Origin of the sequence: Yoonia sp. (genome assembly GCF_014859355.1) — a bacterium.
Taxonomy (GTDB): domain Bacteria; phylum Pseudomonadota; class Alphaproteobacteria; order Rhodobacterales; family Rhodobacteraceae; genus Yoonia.
In genome coordinates, this window is record NZ_JACUUJ010000046.1 from 1 (window position 1) to 18941 (window position 18941).

Genomic DNA, 18941 nt, shown 5'->3' on the forward strand with positions numbered 1-18941 from the left:
CGCAGCATCTTCACATGCCTCGCCGCCAATCCCCGTCAGCGGTGAACACCCAGCCCTGCTTCCATTTCGGCCTGCCGTTCGGAAAACCATGGCGGGAACACCAGCGTCTGGCCGATGGCATCTGCCGGTTTATCCTTCGCCCAGCCTTCGGGGACGGTCCATGCCAGTTCGAACAGCGCGCCACCGGGGCTGCGCACATCACAGGATTTGAAATACATCCGGTCCTTTTTTCGGATATATCCGTGAACCCCAACCCTTCGATGTGCGCGCGCAGGGCCATCTGGTTTTCTTCGTCGCCAGTACTCAGCGCCAAGTGGTAGATGGTGCCGCCCGCAAGCGTCCATGTGCCCTGGGCCACGTCAGGTTCGTGCAGCACCTCGACCATGGATGTCGCGCCATCATTGGTGGGCACGGCGAAAACCAGACCTTCGTGGTTGTCTGCAACCTTTTCCATCGGCAGGGCAATGGACAGGAAATCATCCATCGCGGTGCGGTCCATTACGGACACAGCACCACCCTAGATGCCCTTGATCCCGTGTTGCGCCGACACGCCCTGTGCCTCGTTCACGATGAGCTGACGTTTGTCGCTTGGGTTTTCGACCAACTCGTGCGGAATACCGCAAGGGTGGGCAAAGACCACGCGATCCGCCCCTAACCATGTGGTTTTGGTGGCCGATACGCCCATTTCGTTCAAACGGTTGACCCAATGTTCACTGGCCCCCACCGGAATCGACTGCATCACAACCTTTGACTGGTTCGACCCGTCGTAAAGGTGATGGACTGGCAACACGCCGTCAAACAATACCGTGCGCTTGATCGACTACAGCCCAAGCGTTTTGGTGTAAAAATCATAGTCTTCCTGCACGCCATGCGTGCCGAGCGTCAAATGATGATAGCCACTGATCTGGCCGTGGTTTTTCCACCCAGAATATAGCGCGTTGATGCCCGCCTGCGCGGACCAATCCGTTGCAGACAGCCTGCATGCCATGTGACACGCCCGGTTGCTGCACGCCTCCCGTTTGACAAAAAGCTTAATCGGCGCGACATTCGATTGTATCGAATTTTCAGCATCCAACATAACGATTTGCTATGAAAATTGATGCAAAGCATCTGGCCCAGCTTTCTGCCGTGATCGAAGCGGGCAGCGTGACCGAAGGGGCGAACCTGCTGGGGCTTAGCCAGACTGCCGTGTCGCGCACCCTGTCCACACTGTGAAAACGCTTGGGCGAGCCTTTGTTCTTGCCCGGTCGCAGGCCCTTGGTGCCAACGATCATCGAGCGGCAATTGGCCGTTCGTGGCAAGATCATTCTAGAGGCGGGGCGCAAGGCATCCGAAACCGTCAGCAGTTTTCGCGCAGGCTCTGCCGGGACGGTGCGGATCGGCGGGGTGCAGTTTTTCATGGATGCGGTGATTTCGCGGATGATCGGGCAGTTTCAGGTCAAATGGCCCGATATTCGCGTTGATCAATCCTACGGTAACCTGCCCGAAATGCAGGCCGGCCTGCGATCGGGGCAATTGGATTTAGCGATTTGCCCACTGGGTGTCGCAGAACCCGGATCAGAACTGCAATTCACTGAAATTCTGCCGGGGCGCAACGTGGTCGCCGCCCGTGCAAGGCACCCGCTGTTTCGGAAAAAATCGGTCACATCAAACGATTTGCTGCGCTATCCGTGGATCCCGCCCCTACCCGGTTCGCCGCTGTTGGCGGACATTCATTCGATCCTGCTGTCCATCGGCATGAGCGAGGTGAACGTGCGCTATTCCGGCGGATCCCCGATGAGCGTGCTGAACTATATCGAAGAAAACGAAGCCCTGACCGTGCTGCCGCAAAGTGTTCTGCTCGCGTTTCGCCAGACCGGCAAATTCAAGACCGTGCCGATACAAATCCCCCAACCTGACCGGTCTCTGGGTCTCCTGCGGCTGAAAGACGCGCCGGCCTTGCCCGCATCAGACAAGCTGGTGCGCTTTATCACTGCGGCGTTTGACGATCTGCGCGCCGTCATCCTGCGCCACGAAAACGCCGTGATCTGGAGCACCTGAACACGGCCCTGTTGGCATGGTTTGAAAGCTAGATAATGCCGGTGATGCGGCTTTGGCCTTGGCGACCTTAGGCAGCGGTAGATATGGCGGCAAAAAGCGACGGCCCCGCACGAGGTGTTCGCAATGACGCGGGCGCAATGGCCCTGCCCCTTTGCCACCGCAGCAGGCCTTCAATTGGGCGCCGGTTGCGATCTTGCCATTACAACAGACACGGCGCAGTTTAGCATGCCGGGGTAGATATCTGTCTTATCTATATCCCGCGTCCCGCCCTGATCAACCGCCCCCGTTCAACTGCACAAACACCAGTCGGTTTTATGCCGCACTCAGGAATAATCGTTCATACCATTGCCTTGCGTAAGACGGCTGTCGAGCAGATCACCGGATTTCACAAGGATGGGGTAGCCGACCATTGAAAACGCGGTGTTGATCTGTTTCAGCGCCCTAAGCGTTTCCTGATGGATATTGCTGGTTTCTATGCTTTCCACCAATCCGTCGCGCAACCGGCCAAGATGGTTGCGTTGCAACTTCTGTTCGACCTGACGCACCTTTTCCTTTGCCGCGACAAGTTCGCGTGCTTCGGCGGGGTTTTGGTTCATCATCACGTTCAGCGCCAGTTGCACATTGCTTTGGACCCGGTCCGTAAAGTCGTTGATCTCTTCGCGGCCCTCCGGCGAAAACCGCAGTTTTTGTGAATCCAACCTTTCAGCCAGTTCCAGCATAATACGTGCAATAGCATCGGACGCAGCATTGAGGCTGGACGAAATCGCAGCAAGGTCCATCGACCGGCGGCTTAGATCCTCTTCCAGACCTTTCTGCGACAAGCGTGCCAGATAGAGTTTGATATCAAGGTGCATCTTTTTGATTGCTGAATCCTGATCGCGGATCGCATTGGCCGGGATGGCGTTCCAGTGAGCATAGAGCGGGTTAATCGCAATAAGCATCTGTTCGATCTTCTGCCCCATGTTCAAAAGTTCGCGCGCGGCGCAATCAAGGCCGCGTTGCGGCCTGTCCAGCGCGCCGGGGTCAAGCGCACTGATAATATCCAAAGGATTATCTGCAGGCGTTTTTTCGTTCATCAGATAGGTAACTGCCGACATCGTTGGCCGAACGAAGGGAAGGGCCACAACCGCCAGGATCAAATTGAACGTCAGATGTAGATTGATTGATTGCCGCGCCGGCGTGCCCCCCAAATACCCCAATACATCAGGCATCACCATGATAACCAATAGCGCCAAAATTGCGCCGCCACCACGCAAAACCAGGTTCGCCATGATCATCCGCCGCGCGACAATCGGTGCCGTATACGTCAAGACAAAGGCAATGAACGCCCCACCCAGGTTGGCGCCAAGGATCATTGCGGCGGCAGCCGGCAGTGGCAGGATCCCCTGCCCGGCCAATGTGACAAACAGCAGCACCGCCGCCACACTGGAATGCACCCCCCACGTAAAAACCGCCCCAATCAAAAAAGCTGTCGGCAAATCACGGCCCAAATAGGCCATGACTATCTGGGTGCCGGGATTTGACACCATCGGTTCAGTGGCCATGCGGATCATGTCGAGCGATACGAAGATCAAAGCCAGCCCAATCAAGATACGGCCAATCTGCCGCGTGCTGCTGCCCTCGCCACGCAGAAAAATGACTACGCCAACAAGGATAAGCAGCGGAATCAAAATAGGTTGTCGCACCGTCAGAATCTGTGTGACGATGGCAGACCCAACATCGGCACCCAATAGAATTGCCAGTCCAACGGCGGCAGCAAGGCCGCCCTTGGCCACAAAGCTGGACACCAGGACAGCCACGGCAGTGGCGCTTTGCAGCAAGACGGCTGCGCCCAAACCCGTGCAGGCTGCAAGCAAACGGTTTTTTGCTGAATGTCGCAGCCAGGTGCGCATCGGCGCGGCAAACCCCCGTTCCACCCCGGTCCGCACCAATCGCACAGCCCAGATCAACAGGGCCGAAGCGCCTGCAATGCTGATCAGAATCTGGATTACGTGCGGTTCATCCACCGAACAATCTTTCTTTCAAGGGATACGATCAGAATGGAAAAGGACCAGATCCCGCGGCCGGACCGATACGGATGCTTTGGAATTCACCCTCCCAACGATGCAAAAGGCAACCATCTTCTTGGGTGAAATAGCCAACTGGCGCATTCGCACGGCGGTCATAGGCGAATGTGCTGCACGGCGCAGGCGCAGACAAGGCAATATGGCCCGCGATTTCGGCCACCATCATGGTGTGGATATGTCCGCAGACAATCCGCAAGGCCCCCCCGTATGCCGCAACGACATCGCGGAACGCTGCCCGATTGGTCAGACCGATTGCATCCATAAAGCGCATACCGGATTGAAAGGGCGGATGATGCAGCGCCAAAAGCACAGGGGTTTTGTTAGCCTGCGCCAATGCCGTTTCCAAAAAGGCCAGAGTTTCACCTGACAGGGTGCCATGGCCCTGTCCTTCAACCAGTGTATCAAGGCCGATCATCGTGATATCGCCAACCCGGCATGCCCAGTTCAACGGGCCAGAAACCGGAAGCAGGTCAACAAATGCGTGGCGCATAGCCGTGCGGTTATCATGGTTTCCAGGGATCACATGGACCGGCAAATCAAGCGGCGCCAACAGCGACTTGAACCGCACATAGCTTTCCGGGCTTCCATCGTCGCTCAGATCGCCACTGACCAAAACAGCATCGATCGGGCCGATCTGGTCACGGATCGTGGTGATCCGGCCAACCAGGCGCGCCAAAGCGGCAGAGGTTTCCAGCCGACCGGAAACAAGCGCCCCTTTGGGCACGATATGCGCATCACTAAGTTGCAGGATCGCTGTCATTTGATCCCTGCACGCAGGAACGCCTGCACGAACTGACGCTGGAAAATCAGAAAAGCAATCAGCAGGGGGGCAACGGACATCATGGTTGCCGCTGAAATAACGCTGATATCAACACCGTTTTCTGGCGCACCAAAAATTGACAACCCGACGGTCAAGGGCCGCGTATCGGGCGAGTTTGTAACAATCAAGGGCCACAAGAAGTTGTTCCAATGGGTTGAAACCGAAACCAGCGCATACGCCAGATAAGTCGGTTTCGCCAACGGCACATAGACCCGCCACAAGATGCCCAATAACCCACAGCCTTCGATACGAGCGGCTTCGTGCAACTCTATCGGGACACCTTTGAACGCCTGCCGCATCAGGAAAATACCAAAGGCGCTGGCCATGTAAGGCATACCAACGCCCAAGATCGTATCGAACAAACCAAGGCGCGACACCATCGCATAGTTTTCCACGATCAGAACTTCGGGCAGAATGAAAAGTTGCATCAACACCAGAATAAAGACGTAATCCTTGCCCGGGAATTGCAGTTGCGCAAAGGCAAAACCGGCCAGCGTCGTCAGAACAAACTGCCCAATCAGAATGACTGTCACCAGCATAAAGGTATTCATGAAGTATTTCAGCCAGGGCGCCCCGCCCCAGGCCACGCGAAAATTTTCCAGCGTCCAAGGTGAGAACAAGTTCAGATTGACGGCATCAGACGTCGAATGCGTCGCAGCCCAAAAGGCAAACAGCAGCGGCGCAATCCAGATGATGGCCAACAAGATCGCACCAAAGCTATCCATGAATTTTGTCAGGCTCTTCATTGGTAATGTGTCCGCTTATCAAGATAAAAGAACTGCACCGCCGCAACGAGCCCCAATACGGCGATCACAAGGATCGTCATTGCCGCCGCGTGAGGTGCATCGAAAAACGCAAAGGCCATTTCCCAGATGTAATAAAGGATCAGTTTGGACGCATCTGACGGCCCGCCTTTGGTCAGGATGAACAGGTGGTCAATCAGCTTGACCGAATTGATCATCGCATTGACGGCGATAAACAGCGTTGTTGGCATCAGCAGTGGCAGCACGATCCGCCGGGTATAGGTCCAGCGGCTGGTGCCTTCAATGTCGGCGGCTTCTTTTAGGTCTTCGGGGATCGTCTGCAAAGCGGCAAGATAGAAGATCATGAAGAACCCCGCCTCTTTCCATATCGTCACGATGATGATGGCCCAAAGTGCTGTCTCTGGCTGACCCAGCCAGTTGACGGATGGCAGGCCGAAGATGCTTCCGATCTGGTCCAGCACGCCCAGTCCGGGTGTGTAGAAAAACAGCCACAGATTCGCGGCAGCAATCATCGGCAAAACGGTTGGCGTGAAATAGGCGGTCCGCACAAAGCCCCGCGCAGAAATCTTGGAGTTGGCCCAAAGCGCCATGGCAAGCGCAATGAAAATAGACGCCGGGATCGTTACGCCCGCATAAAACAGGTTGTTCTTGACCACGAGCCAGAACGTCGGGTCCGCGAAAAGATCAGCATAGTTTCCGCTGCCGATAAATTCGGCCGGGTTGCGGCGTGTGCCGCGGGAAAACAGGCTTGACCACAGGGTTGCGATTGACGGGTAAAACGCAAAGATCGTCAGCAATACAGCAGCGGGGGATAATAACAGCCAGCCGTAGATGGCCTGCCTGCGACGTTCAAGGTTGGCATGGGCGGACATGATGTATCTCCGGACTGCAAAAGTAGCCGGGCCGATGCAGGTTGCACCGGCCCTGACCAGGTATCTTATTGATAGTCAGCCAGCAGACGCACTGCGGAAGCCTGCGCATCAGACAATGCATCGGCAGGGGCTTTCGCGCCTGTCAATGCCGACTGGATTGCGTTGTTCAGCCCATCACGCACACGCGCCGTTTCAAAGGTTGAAAACTCGGCGACGGCGCTTTCCAACTGGTTGCGTGCCACAAGCGCAGGGGCAAAATCTGCCGTATAGGTCCTAAGCGCCTCGGTCTCGTAGGCGGCAGGTGACACCCCCATATAACCAGTTCCGATCGACCATGCCGCAGCCTGTTCAGGTGCCGTCATGAACTGCATCAGCTTGAGCGCGGCAGCGCGTTCTTCGTCTGTCGTATCTTTGAACAGATAGAAGTTACCGCCCCCTGTAGGAGAGCCTTTGCGCAGATTTGCGGGCAGTTCCGCGACACCGAAATCAAAGCTGGCGGCGTTTTTCACCGCAGTCAGGTTGCCGGTCGAATGCCACATCATTGCGGTTTGCCCTTCCAGAAACGCCTGACGCAATGTGCCCCACTCAACGGTGCCTGTTGGCATGATGCCATGTTCGGTTGACAGAGATTTCCAGAACTCCAGCGTTTCAACGACAGCCGGATCGTCAAAATACGTCGTCAGTCCATCATTTGCCATGAGTTCCTTGCCGTTCTGAATAGCAAGCGCCTGGAACATCCAGTAGGGATAGCCCGTTGACGGGATCATCAGACCGTAGGTGTCGCCTTGGGTCAGGGCCTTTCCCATTTCCACCATTTCATCCCATGTTGTTGGCGGTGCTTCCGGGTCAAGACCTGCGGCGCGGAACATGTCCTTGTTATAGTAGGCCACGATCGTTGATCGCTGGAACGGGATGCCCCAAGTCTGACCTTCGATCAGGCTATTTGCCATCAGCGCGGGATAAAAGCTGTTCAGCCATTCCTTGTCGGCATCCGATGTTGCGACTTCTTCGAATGGAACGATCAGATCCTGTTCGATCAGGTCATAGGCGTCAATTGAAAACAGCACGGCCAGTTGTGCGGATTCACCCGATGCAAGTGCAGACAACGCCCGCACACGCGTATCATCATAGTTGCCCGAATAGATCGCCGTGACGTTGATGTCAGGATTTGCAGCCTCAAAGTCGGCAACGATCCCATCCACCACGTCGGTCAACGCCCCCCCCACGGCAATCGGGTAATACATTGTCAGCTCGATTTCTGCTCTTGCGGGGGCTGCCAGCCCAACCGCCATTGCAGCAGCCAAACCCACACCGGTTGTCGAAAATAGTTTCATGTCACTCTCCCTTTGTTTTCAGAGTAAATCTTGCAGGCAAAGTTACTTCTCACGAGGCGGCACGCCGGTGGCCTGCCGCGTCAAAGACGTGCAGGTTGTCATCGTGAAAGGTAATGTCGATTTCATCACCTTCGGGCATCATCGACAACCCGGGTTTAAGCACGCACAAGCCAACCGCATCGGCGTGTTTCAGGCCAATCAGCGTTTCCGAACCCAGAAATTCGCTTTCATTGACAGTGCATCTGAGCCGCCCCTCGCCTTTGGGCACAATCTGGATATGTTCTGCCCGTATTCCGATGGTTTGCCCCGCGCCATAGCCCGAAATCGCCCCGGAACCGATCAACGCCATCGGCGGTGCGCCGATAAATTCAGCCACAAAAGTGTTGTTGGGTTTGTTATACAGGTCTTCTGGTGCGCCAACCTGCTGAATATGCCCGTCTTTCATCAGCACAACAGTATCGGCCATGCTCATTGCTTCGGTCTGATCATGGGTGACATAGACCACCGTAATACCCAGATCGCGCTGAAGTTTCTTGATGTCCTTGCGCACCGCATTGCGCAGCTTTGCATCAAGGTTGGACAGCGGTTCATCCATCAGGCAAAGGCGCTGACCTGCAACAATGGCACGGGCCAGTGCAACGCGCTGGCGCTGGCCACCCGACAATTCCCCGGGCTTTCGGTCCTCAAGGCCCAACAATCCGGTGATTTCCAAAGCGCGATGCAGCTTGATCTGGCGTTCCTTTTTAGCGACACGCCGGACCTTCAGACCAAACACAACGTTTTCCGCAACGGAAAGATGTGGAAACAGCGCGTAAGACTGAAACACCATGGACAAGTTTCGGTCGGATGCCGCGCTGGTCGTGACATCCTTGCCGTCAATCAGGATGTGCCCTTCGTCCGGCAATTCCAGCCCGGCCAAAAGGCGCAGCGTTGTCGACTTTCCGCAGCCAGAGGGCCCCAGCAACGCGGTAAAGCTGCCTTCGGGAATATCCAAGGAAATACCTTCGACGCCCAGCTGGCCATTCCAGCGCTTTGCAATATCTTTCAGCACCACAAACGGGGGCGTTGTCATGTCGCGTCTCCTTCGGCCACCAGCAACCTGTCTTTGATCCTGTCCAGCAACAGCGCATAATTGTCGGGCGGACGCCGGTCGATGATCGTCTTGTCGATTGTGGCAATGTTGTCCCCCAAGGCGGGTGCCTGGCGTCCGAACTTTGACCAATCGACCACCAAAATCGATTTCTGCGCATTTTCACAAATTTTTTGCGTCGCGCGGACTTCGGTTGTATGAAATTCCAAAAGGCAGCCATCATCTGCGATGCCCGCCGCACCAAACACTGCAAAATCTGCGCGAAACCGCCCAAAAAATTCCAGAACGTCATTTCCCAAAATATCACGGTCCGGCAGACGCAGTTCTCCGCCGGGAAGGATGATCCGGTTTGACATTTCTTCGCTCAGCGCCATCGCAACACTCAGGTTGTTGGTAATGACCGTCAAACGCTTGCGGCGACGCAAGGCGAGCGCGACGCTCAGGGGCGTTGATCCGATTGATATGAACAATGTCGAACCATCGGGGATCAGCTGCGCTGCGGCTTCGCCAATGGCGCGTTTGCCAACCAGATTGGTGCCCGCGCGCTGATCAAACGGCGTATTCATCAACTCTTCGCTCAGCTCGACCCGACCGTGAACGCGGCGCAGCATCGCGCCTTGGCACAGGGTCTCTACATCACGACGGATTGTCTGCATCGAGACACCAAGGCGTTCTGCAAGCGAGCCAACGGTGACAGCACCCTGTTCCAACACAAGTGCCGTGATAGCATCGTGCCGGCGTTGCATTTTTGATGACATGCCAACCTCACTGGAAAGTCTACAGTCATGCTAGGATCAAAAAAACAACAAAACAACATATTTATTTTACTTTAATCGCAATATTTACCGTAATATCCCTCAAAAACGTAGAAATTCTGTTACATTTGTGTGGCATAATCGATTTTTTATTAAAAAATGTTGTTTTATTGTTTTTTCTTCCCCTTCTAGGATTTACCCTTAACGTGACGCAAAGGCGTGAAGCCATAGAACATTGCGGGGGAAAATGCTTACAACGCAAGCAATCTTTGATCGTTATCAGCAAGTTCGCAGCCGGTTTCCAAAAGTGACTTTGCCCCGGGTGACAGTCGAAATTTCGTCATTGCTGGATATTGCCGACGACATAGACGCCTTTGTTTTTGACGCATTTGGCGTTCTGAATGTCGGGGACACCATGATTCCCGGGGCAGATCGCAGGCTGGACCAGCTGCGCGCGCGCGGCTGCGCCATTCGTATTCTGACAAATGCGGCCAGTTATGACCGAAGCGGCGCGATTGCAAAGTTCAAAAGCCTTGGGATTGGTGTTGAAGATGATGAAATCATCACCAGCCGCGAAGCCGCGCTGCTGTATCTGGGCAAAGGCCAGTGCGGCGTCATCGCCGCCAAAACTGACCAATTGCACGACCTGCCCGCCACGGTGATACGGCTTGGCGACAAGGCAGCAGACTATGATGCGGTCGATCAGTTCCTGTTTCTATCAACCGCCGATTGGACGCCAGCCAGGCAAGACCTTTTGACTGCCGCGATGCAGCGCCATCCTCGCAATCTCTTGATCGGAAACGCTGATTTGGCCGCCCCACGGGATGATGGTTTTTCGCGCGAACCGGGGCATTTTGGCCATCTGATCGCTGATCTTTTCCCCGACAAGGTCCGGTTTTTTGGAAAGCCGTTCAGCGAAGTCTATGACCTGATCGAGACATCATTATCCACTGTTGCACCGGACAGAATCGCAATGTGTGGTGATACCCTGCACACAGATATACTGGGGGCGACCGCCCGTGGGTGGCGCACTGTGCTTGTGACACAAGACGGCTTGTTTGCGGGTTTCGACACGCAGGCATTTTCAGAACAGGCCTGTCTTTTCCCGGATTGGCGTCTGGCCCGCATCTGACCTGCACAAATTGGCCTATTGCGACAAAGCCCCCGACCCAATTGCGCAGGTCAGGGGCAGTTGTATCGCTTAGCCGTGATTGATCATCACATGCCGGACAAAGGTATAATCTTCCAGCGCATAAGACGACATGTCCTTGCCATAGCCAGATTTCTTGATCCCGCCATGCGGCATTTCATTGACCAGCATGAAATGGGTATTGATCCATGTGCAGCCATAGCGCAGCCGGGCGGCTGTTGCCATTGCGCGACCCACGTCATTTGTCCACACCGACGAAGCAAGCCCGTAATCGCTGTCATTGGCCCATGTCACGGCCTCTTCCAGATCGGAAAACGGGGTGATCGACACGACAGGGCCGAATACCTCGCGCCGGACGATTTCATCGGCTTGGGTGGCACCCGCCACGACCGTTGGCCGATAATAAAACCCTTTGTCCATGACCTCACCCCCCGTTGTGACCTCGATATGGTTCATTTCGCGCGCGCGGTTGACAAAGCTGGCCACGCGGTCACGCTGGCGCAGGCTGATCAGGGGGCCGATTTCGTTTGTGCTGTCGTCATCATTGCCAAGCGCGATGGTTGCCACCGCCGAAGTCAGATCGGCGACCAGTTTGTCGTAAACCTTTTTACCGGCATAGATCCGGCAAGCTGCAGTGCAGTCCTGACCAGCATTATAAAAGCCAAAGGCGCGCAACCCTTCCACAACCTGCGCCACATCGGCATCATCGAACACGATGACAGGGGCTTTGCCGCCCAGTTCCAGATGGGTGCGTTTGACCGTTTTAGCGGCAGCATCCAGCATCTTTTTGCCTGTGGCGACATCACCCGTCAGGCTGATCATATCCACATCTGGATGATTGATCAGATGGTTGCCCACCGTATGCCCGCGCCCGGGCAAAACGTTAACAACGCCTGCGGGCAATTCTTCGGCCATGATATGTGCCATTTTCAGCGCCGTCAGGGGGGTCTGTTCGGATGGTTTGAACACAACTGTATTGCCGCCGCCGATTGCCGGGGCCAGTTTCCACGCCATCATCATCAGCGGATAGTTCCACGGCGCAATCGACGCGACGACCCCGATAGGATCGCGCCGGATCATGCTGGTGTGGCCTTCCAAATATTCACCCGCAATCGCCCCGGTCTGGCAGCGCACGGCACCCGCGAAAAAGCGATAGCAATCTACAATGGCGGGAATTTCATCGTTCAGCGCCGCATTGATCGGCTTACCACAGTTCAATGCCTCTAGCGCAGCAAACCCCTGCGCCTCGGCTTCGACCCTGTCAGCGATCCGCAACAATGCGGCGGACCGTTCGCCAGGTGTTGTGCGCGACCAGGTTTCAAACGCCTTGCGTGCTGCTGCAACCGCGCGGTCAACCTGCGCTGTGCTCGCCTCGGGGACATCAAGGATCAGCGCGCCGGTGCGCGGATCAAGGATGGGTTCTGCTGCATCCTGGCCCGGTTCAAACCGATCACCGATCAACAGGTCTGTATCAATCTTGCCCATGTGGTAACCTCCCTTGGGTCATTGCGTTCATGTGCGGGTTCACTTGCCCCCGCCAGCGGTTTCAGACCCACCGCGCGTCAGGTAGTAGGCGATGAGGATCGGCACGAAAGTCGTCAAGAAAACTACAATCGCGACAACATTGGTGACAGGGCGCTGACGCGGCCGCACCAGTTCGTTCAGCATCCAGATCGGCAGCGTGCTTTGCTGGCCTGCGGTAAAGGTCGTCACGATCACCTCGTCAAACGACAGCGCAAAGGCCAGCATCCCCCCCGCCAACAGCGCCGACCCCAGGTTGGGCAGCAAAACATAGCGAAAGGTTTGAAAACTATTCGCCCCCAGATCCAATGATGCCTCGACGATCGAGCCAGACAACCGCCGAAACCGCGCGACCGCGTTATTGAAAACGATCACGATACAAAAGGTCGCGTGCCCCATCAGGATCGTCCATGTCGAAAACGGGATATCCATGATCGAAAACGCAGACCGCAGCGACATACCCGTAATGATCCCCGGCAGCGCAATCGGCAGGATGATCAACAAGCTGATCTGATCGCGGCCAAAAAACCGCGTGCGCGCCATTGCTGCGGCACACAGCGTGCCAAGGATCAACGCCATGATAGTCGATAACGCGGCAACCCGCAGTGACAGATAAAGCGCAGGCCAGATATCCGCACGGTGCCATGCGACCGCAAACCATTGCGTTGTCAGGCCGGGCGGCGGGAACTGGTAGGTGCGTTCATCCGTGGTGAACGCATACAGAAAGATCAGCAGGATCGGCAGGTGCAAAAACAGCAGCCCTCCGATGGCGGATATGGTCAAAAAAAGCGGTGGGCGATTGTCAGAGCGCATCAAAAGCCCCCTTGCGCCGTGCGATGGTCAGATAGATCAGCATGATGACGATGGGCACCACGGCAAAGGCCGCCGCCAGCGGAATGTTGCCCGCCGTGCCCTGCAACTGGTAAACCGCCTGCCCGATAAACCGGCGCGACGATCCGACGATCTGCGGGATGATGTAATCTCCCATCGTCAGTGAAAAGGTAAAGATCGACCCGGCAATGATCCCCGGCAGGGCCAGCGGAAAAATCACCGTGCGCAACGTCTGCCAGCGGCTTGCCCCCAGATCAGCCGAAGCTTCCAGCATGGATTGCGGCACCCGTTCCAGCGACGCCTGCATCGGCAGGATCATGTAAGGCAACCAGACATACAGAAAAACCAACCACGTTCCGATATAACTGGTGGACAGCGAACTGCCCCCGATGACCGGCAGGGCCAGAATACCGTTCAGCACCGCCGACGCGCCAATGCCATCAGTCACCCAAGTGATAATTCCTTCACGGGCAAGGATCAATTTCCACGCATAGACCTTGACCAGATACGACGACCACAAGGGCAGCATGACCCCCAGATAAAACAGCGCCTTCCAATGCCCGCGCGCATAGCGGGCCGCAAAATAAGCGATGGGAAAGGCGATAATCACGGCCCCCAGCGTCACGGCGGCCGACATTGATACGGTGCGGATAATGATATCCATATTTGCCGGGCGCAGCAGTTCGGCATATGTGGACAGCGTGAATTCACGCCTGATCATCCCCGAGAATTCATCAATGGAATAAAAGCTTTGCAACAGCAGCGCCGCCAATGACCCAAGGTAAACGACAACCAGCCAAAGCAAGGGCAACGCCAGCAGTGTGACCAGCAGCACATTGGGGTGCCGCCAGAACACCGCCGATACACGGTCGCCCAACCCGCGGCTTGGCAGGACTGCTCCGTTTGGTTTTGCCTCTCTCGGGGTCAGATCCGCCGCCAGCGTCATCAGTCCTGCTCCATCACATGCATGGCCTGCGAATCCCACGTCAGGCCAACTGCGCTGCCTTTTTCCGGCAGGAGCGCTTCTTTGCCCAGAAACACCGATATTTCGCCACCCGGCACTGTGACGACAACGCGGGTGCCTGACCCAAGATAACGCAGCGTGGTCACATGGCCATGGACGCGCGCGCCATCATCAACGATGCGCACAGATTCAGGGCGCAGGCTGGCCGGACGCGCCGGGCCACCAAAATGCGCCGCCATGTCGCTGCTCAGGACATTGGACGACCCGACAAAATCAGCCACGAACCTTGTCCTTGGCTTGTCGTAAATCTCGGCGGGGGTGCCAATTTGGGCGATCTTCCCATCCGAAAAAACGGCCACCTGATCCGCCATGGACAGGGCCTCGCTCTGATCATGGGTGACAAACACAAATGTGATGCCAAGCCGCTGTTGCAGCGCCTTCAATTCGTCCTGCATCGCCTCGCGCAGTTTCAGGTCCAGCGCGCCAAGCGGTTCATCCAGCAGCAACACGCGCGGTTCGTTTATCAGCGCACGGGCCAAGGCGACGCGCTGGCGCTGGCCGCCTGATAACTCGCCAGGCTTGCGCTTGCCGTAATCATCCAATTTGACCAGTCCCAGCAACTCATCGGCCCGCGCAAGGCGCGTGCGCTTATCCACCCCGCGCACCATCAGGCCATAGGCCACGTTGTCACGCACGTTCATATGCGGAAACAGGGCATAATCCTGAAAGACCGTATTCACATTGCGCCGATTGGGCGGCACCGCGCTACAGTCCTGCCCGAAAATACGAATGACCCCGCCGGTTGGCTGTTCAAACCCGGAAATCAGCCGCAGACAGGTTGTCTTGCCCGACCCCGAAGGGCCAAGCATGGCAAAAAATGTCCCTTCCGCGATCATCAGGTCAAGGCGATCTACCGCTCGGATTGATCCGAAATGGCGTGATACATTTAAAAATTCGACAGCAGCGGTCATGGGGCAGGTCCAAATTTATCAAGTGACGCCCCCCGTATAATCGGGGGGCGCCTGTCAGGTGTGAGCGGTAAGTGAGTGGTGTTTAACGTCCGCCTATCACACCGATGTAATCCGATACCCAACGATAATAGGGCACGCATTCATCTTGGCTTTCGCAACTGGACACGGGGGTTGTCCAGAACCGGATTCTGTCGAAGTCATCAAAACCGTTCTTTGTGCAACCTTCAGCGGTTTGCATCCCACGCCCGTCGGTGCAGGCCGCTGGCACGACAGGGTTTGCCCCGAACCAAACGGACAGATCCGCCTGAAGATTGGATGACAATGAGTGTTCGATCCACAAATAGGCACATGTGGTGTTTTCGGCATTTACATGCATCATCGTGGTATCGGCCCAGCCGGTTGCCCCTTCCTGCGGGATCACGCTGGCCACCGGCACGCCGTCACCCTGCAACAGGTTCACCTGAAACGGCCAGGTGCCAGATGCCGCCATACCTTCGTTGCGGAAGTCATCCATCTGGATAAAGGCGTCATGCCAGTAACGCGCCGTCAGCGTGCGCTGCACGCGCAGCAGATCCAGTGCGGCGTCATATTGTGCCTGGTTCAGTTCATAGGGCGATGTGATCCCCAGTTCCGGGCTATGATACATCAGGTATTGCGCGGCATCCGCAATATGGATCGGCCCGTCATAGGCCTGCACGCGCCCTTTGTTGGTCTGGCCATCGGGCAGGTCCATTTCCGCGAACACGACATCCCAAGAATTCGGCGGGCTGTCACCAAACACGTCGGTGTTATACATCAAAACGTTCGGACCCCACTGATAGGGCACCCCGTAATGCACACCATCGACGACATACCAAGGCGCTTCTTTCAGGCGATCATCGACCGTATCCCAAGAAGGGATCAGCGACAGATTGATCGGCTGCACACGTTGCCCCGCCACCAACCGCAGCGATGCGTCGCCCGAAGCGGTGACCAGGTCAAAGCCGCCTTCATTCATCAGCGCCACCATCTCGTCAGATGTATTGGCAGACTTGACCTGCACCATGCAGCCTGTCGATTCTTCAAAACTGGTGACCCAGTCGAATTCCGCCATCGTTTCGCCACGCTCGATATAGCCGGGCCAAGCAACAATGTTCAGCTTGCCCTCTGGCGTGCCGAGTTCTGCAACCTGCGCCATCGCCGGGCTGAAACCGATGATCGCTGCCAATGCTGTGGTTCCCAATAGTTTCAGGTGTTTCATTTCAGTGCTCCCTGTGTCACGGCCCTGATCGGCACGATTTTAAAATCAGGTTAAGACCCATGAACATCTTCGCAATATCAAAATGCAGAAGCCTGCCATCGGTTTTTCCGATAGGTCACGCAAGCCACGGGTTTGCGTGTATTTTCAGGTTATTGCAGAAAGCAGACTTAGCGCCCCGGCAGCGTTGATTGTGCCACCCTGATGAAATTACGGGCAGGTTGGCCCAGCGGCGCACCCCGACGCCACGCCAGCCCCACCTGAACCGTTGGCAGATCACCCGAGACATCACGAATTTCGATTCGGTCCCCTTCCAGCGACCAAGGCCGATAGACCATGCCCGGCAAAATAGCGAGCCCGGCCCCCGTGGCAACAAGGCTGCGCAACGCCTCGACCGACCGCGTGCGAAAGGCAATGCGCGGCTTGACAGCCATGGCCATCATAAGTTCGCGCATGCTTTCTTCGATTTCGTCCACCATCAACTGAATAATCGGTTCATCTGCCAACTGATCCAGTGCAATGGCATCAGACTGCCCCAAAGGATGCCCCAGCGGCAACCATAACCGATAGGGCGACACCAGCAGTGTTTCCACTTGCAGCGCCATCCGGTCCTTGACCGACGACGTCAAAAGAACCGCGACATCCAGTTCGCCACCGATCAGCAAGTGCTGCAAATATTCACCGCTATCCTCGATCACGCTCAGCTCGATCTTGGGGTGGGCGCGGCGGAATCGCGCCAGAATATCCGACAGCACATACCCCGCGACAAGCGATGTCACGCCCAGCGCCAGACGCCCGCCTTCCTGCTCTGGCTGATCGCGAAACGCCCGCCGCGCGTTCGACACATCGGCCAGAATCTGTTGCGCATGGCGCAGGAACTGGCTTCCCAAATGGGTGATCATCAGGCCCCGGGCGTGTCTCTCGAACAGGGTGACGCCCAGATCATCCTCTAACGCGCGGATCGCTTCTGTCACCGAGGATTGCGAGATCGACAAGACACGCGCCGCCCCTGTCACCGACCCCTGTTCGGCCGCAGCGATAAAAAACTGCAACTGCCGCAGGGTAAAGGCCATGATCTGTCTCCTCGTTTTGGGGGTGTTGAACCTGTGGCCCGACCCTGGCTTATGCAAACATCAGGGTGCAAGACATGCAAGACGCGGATCGGCATGCAGGCTGGTGCGACCATTTCTCTTTCTCTGAAATCACGGGCGCACGGGCCAACGACATCTGCCGCACCATGGCTGCCGCCAAACCTCACACACCGCCTGACAGGTCTGACAGATTAAAGGGGGTGATGATCTGCACCGCGCTTGATGCGACATTGCGGACGGCAGGCATGCTTTTGAACCCGCCAAGCGCCGCGCCCAAGAGGGTGCGCATGTCTTTTTCCAGGTCGTGGTGCAGTACATACTGAATTGCCCCAACCGCCAAAAGATGCCTGTTTTCGCGGTCAAGATCATGCGCCACGAAAACTGCGGGGGTTTGGCCGTGCGCGGCCAGCACCCGCAAAATCGCCGCATTGCCGCCGCCCATGGAATAGACGGCAGTCACAGACGCACCCGTCGCCAGAACAGACTGCAACCGCTGCGCCGTAGTTGCCGTCACCCCGGCACCGCCGCTGACATCCATCAACCGCACGCCCGGCCGCAAGGTCGTGATCAGGTCGCAAAAGGCGGTATAGCGGTCAGTTTCACCACGAAAACTGTCTTGGCTGCGCGACATCAGCACGGTGCCTTTCAACGCAGGCAGGCTTTGCGCCATCAGATAGGCAGCTGTGCGCCCTGCCTGCGCATTGTTCAGGCCAAAATACCCTTGGCGCGCCGTCAGCGGCAAGTCCGTGACCAGCGTAAAGACGGGAATCCGCGCCGCTGCCAACCGGCCAATCGCATCGCGCACAGCAGGCGTGTCGCGTGCCTTGAGGCACAGACCGTGGCTACCACGATTGGCGATGCGGTTCAGCGCGGCAATGGTTTCTGCTTCGGTCATGACTTCCTGAAATTGAAAACGAAGCCGGATTGCAGCGCTCGGGATGGACCCCACAGCGGACTCTGCGGCAAGGCGAATTTCACGCGAAAACCGTTTTGGCGACTCGGCCAGCACATCAAGAATGATCCTCCTGCCCTTGGCCACCAGCTGCGCCTCTTGCGCCTCCAATTCGCGCAGGGCCGCCGCAACGCGATTACGGGTCTGGGGGCTGACATGGGACCGGTTGTTCAGCACACGGTCAACGGTGGCCGTGCCAAGCCCGGCTTGCCGGGCAATCTCCTTGATGGGAAAACGATGTGTCATTGATGTATTCTTGATGTGTTTTTGTGATCTGAACAAGATGGCCCATCGCTATGCTGGCCAGAATATATCCATGAGAGGATGCCAAAATGAACCACGGCTCAATCACCCCCGATACGGGTTTTTACGATGAATCCGCATGCAGTCTGGCTGATTTCGCGGCACATACGGCGCAAAAGACCAATATCGCCGATATTCCCAACGCCATCGCCGCCCCCAAGAACGTGCCGGTCTATGACA

At 56.5% G+C, this 18941-nt stretch carries 20 protein-coding genes; 3 read left to right on the plus strand and 17 right to left on the minus strand.

Annotated features, from left to right (window positions below):
• Nucleotides 1–35: 35 nt before the first annotated feature.
• The 3 genes from IBX59_RS13025 to IBX59_RS13035 form a co-directional block, all read right to left on the minus strand.
• Nucleotides 36–218: a hypothetical protein gene (locus IBX59_RS13025; RefSeq protein WP_296376251.1), complete on the minus strand. Its 183-nt coding sequence runs from the start codon at nucleotides 216–218 to the stop codon at nucleotides 36–38.
• Nucleotides 219–517: 299 nt separating this feature from the next.
• On the minus strand, nucleotides 518–802 hold the full coding sequence (locus IBX59_RS13030; protein ID WP_296376253.1) for a hypothetical protein: 285 nt from the start codon (nucleotides 800–802) through the stop codon (nucleotides 518–520).
• An 18-nt stretch (nucleotides 803–820) separates the two neighbouring features.
• Nucleotides 821–1078, minus strand: coding sequence for a hypothetical protein (locus tag IBX59_RS13035; protein WP_296376254.1), 258 nt, complete (start codon nucleotides 1076–1078; stop codon nucleotides 821–823).
• A gap of 11 nt (nucleotides 1079–1089) precedes the next feature.
• Between IBX59_RS13035 and IBX59_RS13040 the strand changes: the two genes are divergently transcribed.
• Together IBX59_RS13040 and IBX59_RS13045 are read left to right on the plus strand one after the other, a co-directional pair.
• Nucleotides 1090–1215, plus strand: a complete 126-nt coding sequence (locus tag IBX59_RS13040) for a LysR family transcriptional regulator (protein ID WP_296376256.1) — start codon at nucleotides 1090–1092, stop codon at nucleotides 1213–1215.
• A 45-nt stretch (nucleotides 1216–1260) separates the two neighbouring features.
• The gene (locus IBX59_RS13045; RefSeq protein WP_296376258.1) at nucleotides 1261–2040 is read left to right on the plus strand and encodes a substrate-binding domain-containing protein; all 780 of its coding nucleotides are present in this window, start codon (nucleotides 1261–1263) and stop codon (nucleotides 2038–2040) included.
• A 323-nt stretch (nucleotides 2041–2363) separates the two neighbouring features.
• Here IBX59_RS13045 and IBX59_RS13050 read toward each other — a convergent pair whose 3' ends face one another.
• The 7 genes from IBX59_RS13050 to IBX59_RS13080 all read right to left on the minus strand — a co-directional run bounded on the left by IBX59_RS13050 (nucleotide 2364) and on the right by IBX59_RS13080 (nucleotide 9744).
• Nucleotides 2364–4046: a Na/Pi cotransporter family protein gene (locus tag IBX59_RS13050; protein WP_296376260.1), complete on the minus strand. Its 1683-nt coding sequence runs from the start codon at nucleotides 4044–4046 to the stop codon at nucleotides 2364–2366.
• Nucleotides 4047–4074: 28 nt separating this feature from the next.
• Entirely contained in the window at nucleotides 4075–4866 is a 792-nt protein-coding gene (locus IBX59_RS13055) for a phosphodiesterase (protein WP_296376262.1), read from the minus strand.
• Nucleotides 4863–5672 carry a carbohydrate ABC transporter permease gene (locus tag IBX59_RS13060; protein ID WP_296376264.1) on the minus strand — a complete coding sequence of 270 codons (810 nt, stop codon included), beginning with the start codon at nucleotides 5670–5672 and terminating at the stop codon, nucleotides 4863–4865. The genes IBX59_RS13055 and IBX59_RS13060 overlap by 4 nt, the downstream gene beginning before the upstream one ends.
• Entirely contained in the window at nucleotides 5669–6562 is an 894-nt protein-coding gene (locus tag IBX59_RS13065; RefSeq protein WP_296376266.1) for a carbohydrate ABC transporter permease, read from the minus strand. The genes IBX59_RS13060 and IBX59_RS13065 overlap by 4 nt, the downstream gene beginning before the upstream one ends.
• A gap of 65 nt (nucleotides 6563–6627) precedes the next feature.
• The gene (locus IBX59_RS13070; RefSeq protein ID WP_296376268.1) at nucleotides 6628–7896 is read right to left on the minus strand and encodes an ABC transporter substrate-binding protein; all 1269 of its coding nucleotides are present in this window, start codon (nucleotides 7894–7896) and stop codon (nucleotides 6628–6630) included.
• A 49-nt stretch (nucleotides 7897–7945) separates the two neighbouring features.
• Entirely contained in the window at nucleotides 7946–8968 is a 1023-nt protein-coding gene (locus tag IBX59_RS13075) for an ABC transporter ATP-binding protein (protein WP_296376270.1), read from the minus strand.
• The gene (locus IBX59_RS13080; RefSeq protein ID WP_296376272.1) at nucleotides 8965–9744 is read right to left on the minus strand and encodes a DeoR/GlpR family DNA-binding transcription regulator; all 780 of its coding nucleotides are present in this window, start codon (nucleotides 9742–9744) and stop codon (nucleotides 8965–8967) included. The genes IBX59_RS13075 and IBX59_RS13080 overlap by 4 nt, the downstream gene beginning before the upstream one ends.
• 244 nt (nucleotides 9745–9988) lie before the next feature.
• On the opposite strand from IBX59_RS13080, the gene IBX59_RS13085 reads away from it, so the two are divergent.
• Complete coding sequence (locus tag IBX59_RS13085) at nucleotides 9989–10873, plus strand: HAD hydrolase-like protein (RefSeq protein WP_296376274.1); 885 nt, start codon at nucleotides 9989–9991, stop codon at nucleotides 10871–10873.
• 69 nt (nucleotides 10874–10942) lie between these two features.
• On the opposite strand, the gene IBX59_RS13090 is transcribed toward IBX59_RS13085, so the two are convergent.
• The 7 genes from IBX59_RS13090 to IBX59_RS13120 form a co-directional block, all read right to left on the minus strand.
• Nucleotides 10943–12367 carry a gamma-aminobutyraldehyde dehydrogenase gene (locus IBX59_RS13090; RefSeq protein WP_296376287.1) on the minus strand — a complete coding sequence of 475 codons (1425 nt, stop codon included), beginning with the start codon at nucleotides 12365–12367 and terminating at the stop codon, nucleotides 10943–10945.
• A gap of 48 nt (nucleotides 12368–12415) precedes the next feature.
• On the minus strand, nucleotides 12416–13225 hold the full coding sequence (locus IBX59_RS13095; protein ID WP_296376276.1) for an ABC transporter permease: 810 nt from the start codon (nucleotides 13223–13225) through the stop codon (nucleotides 12416–12418).
• Nucleotides 13215–14189 (minus strand): ABC transporter permease, encoded by a 975-nt coding sequence (locus IBX59_RS13100; RefSeq protein ID WP_296376278.1) that lies wholly within the window; start codon nucleotides 14187–14189, stop codon nucleotides 13215–13217. The genes IBX59_RS13095 and IBX59_RS13100 overlap by 11 nt, the downstream gene beginning before the upstream one ends.
• Complete coding sequence (locus tag IBX59_RS13105) at nucleotides 14189–15178, minus strand: ABC transporter ATP-binding protein (protein WP_296376280.1); 990 nt, start codon at nucleotides 15176–15178, stop codon at nucleotides 14189–14191. Before IBX59_RS13105 ends, IBX59_RS13100 begins: the two co-directional genes overlap by 1 nt.
• 82 nt (nucleotides 15179–15260) lie before the next feature.
• The gene (locus IBX59_RS13110; RefSeq protein ID WP_296376282.1) at nucleotides 15261–16418 is read right to left on the minus strand and encodes an ABC transporter substrate-binding protein; all 1158 of its coding nucleotides are present in this window, start codon (nucleotides 16416–16418) and stop codon (nucleotides 15261–15263) included.
• A 167-nt stretch (nucleotides 16419–16585) separates the two neighbouring features.
• Nucleotides 16586–17488, minus strand: coding sequence for a LysR family transcriptional regulator (locus tag IBX59_RS13115; RefSeq protein ID WP_296376284.1), 903 nt, complete (start codon nucleotides 17486–17488; stop codon nucleotides 16586–16588).
• A 181-nt stretch (nucleotides 17489–17669) separates the two neighbouring features.
• Nucleotides 17670–18704 carry a LacI family DNA-binding transcriptional regulator gene (locus IBX59_RS13120; RefSeq protein ID WP_296376285.1) on the minus strand — a complete coding sequence of 345 codons (1035 nt, stop codon included), beginning with the start codon at nucleotides 18702–18704 and terminating at the stop codon, nucleotides 17670–17672.
• Nucleotides 18705–18941: the final 237 nt, after the last annotated feature.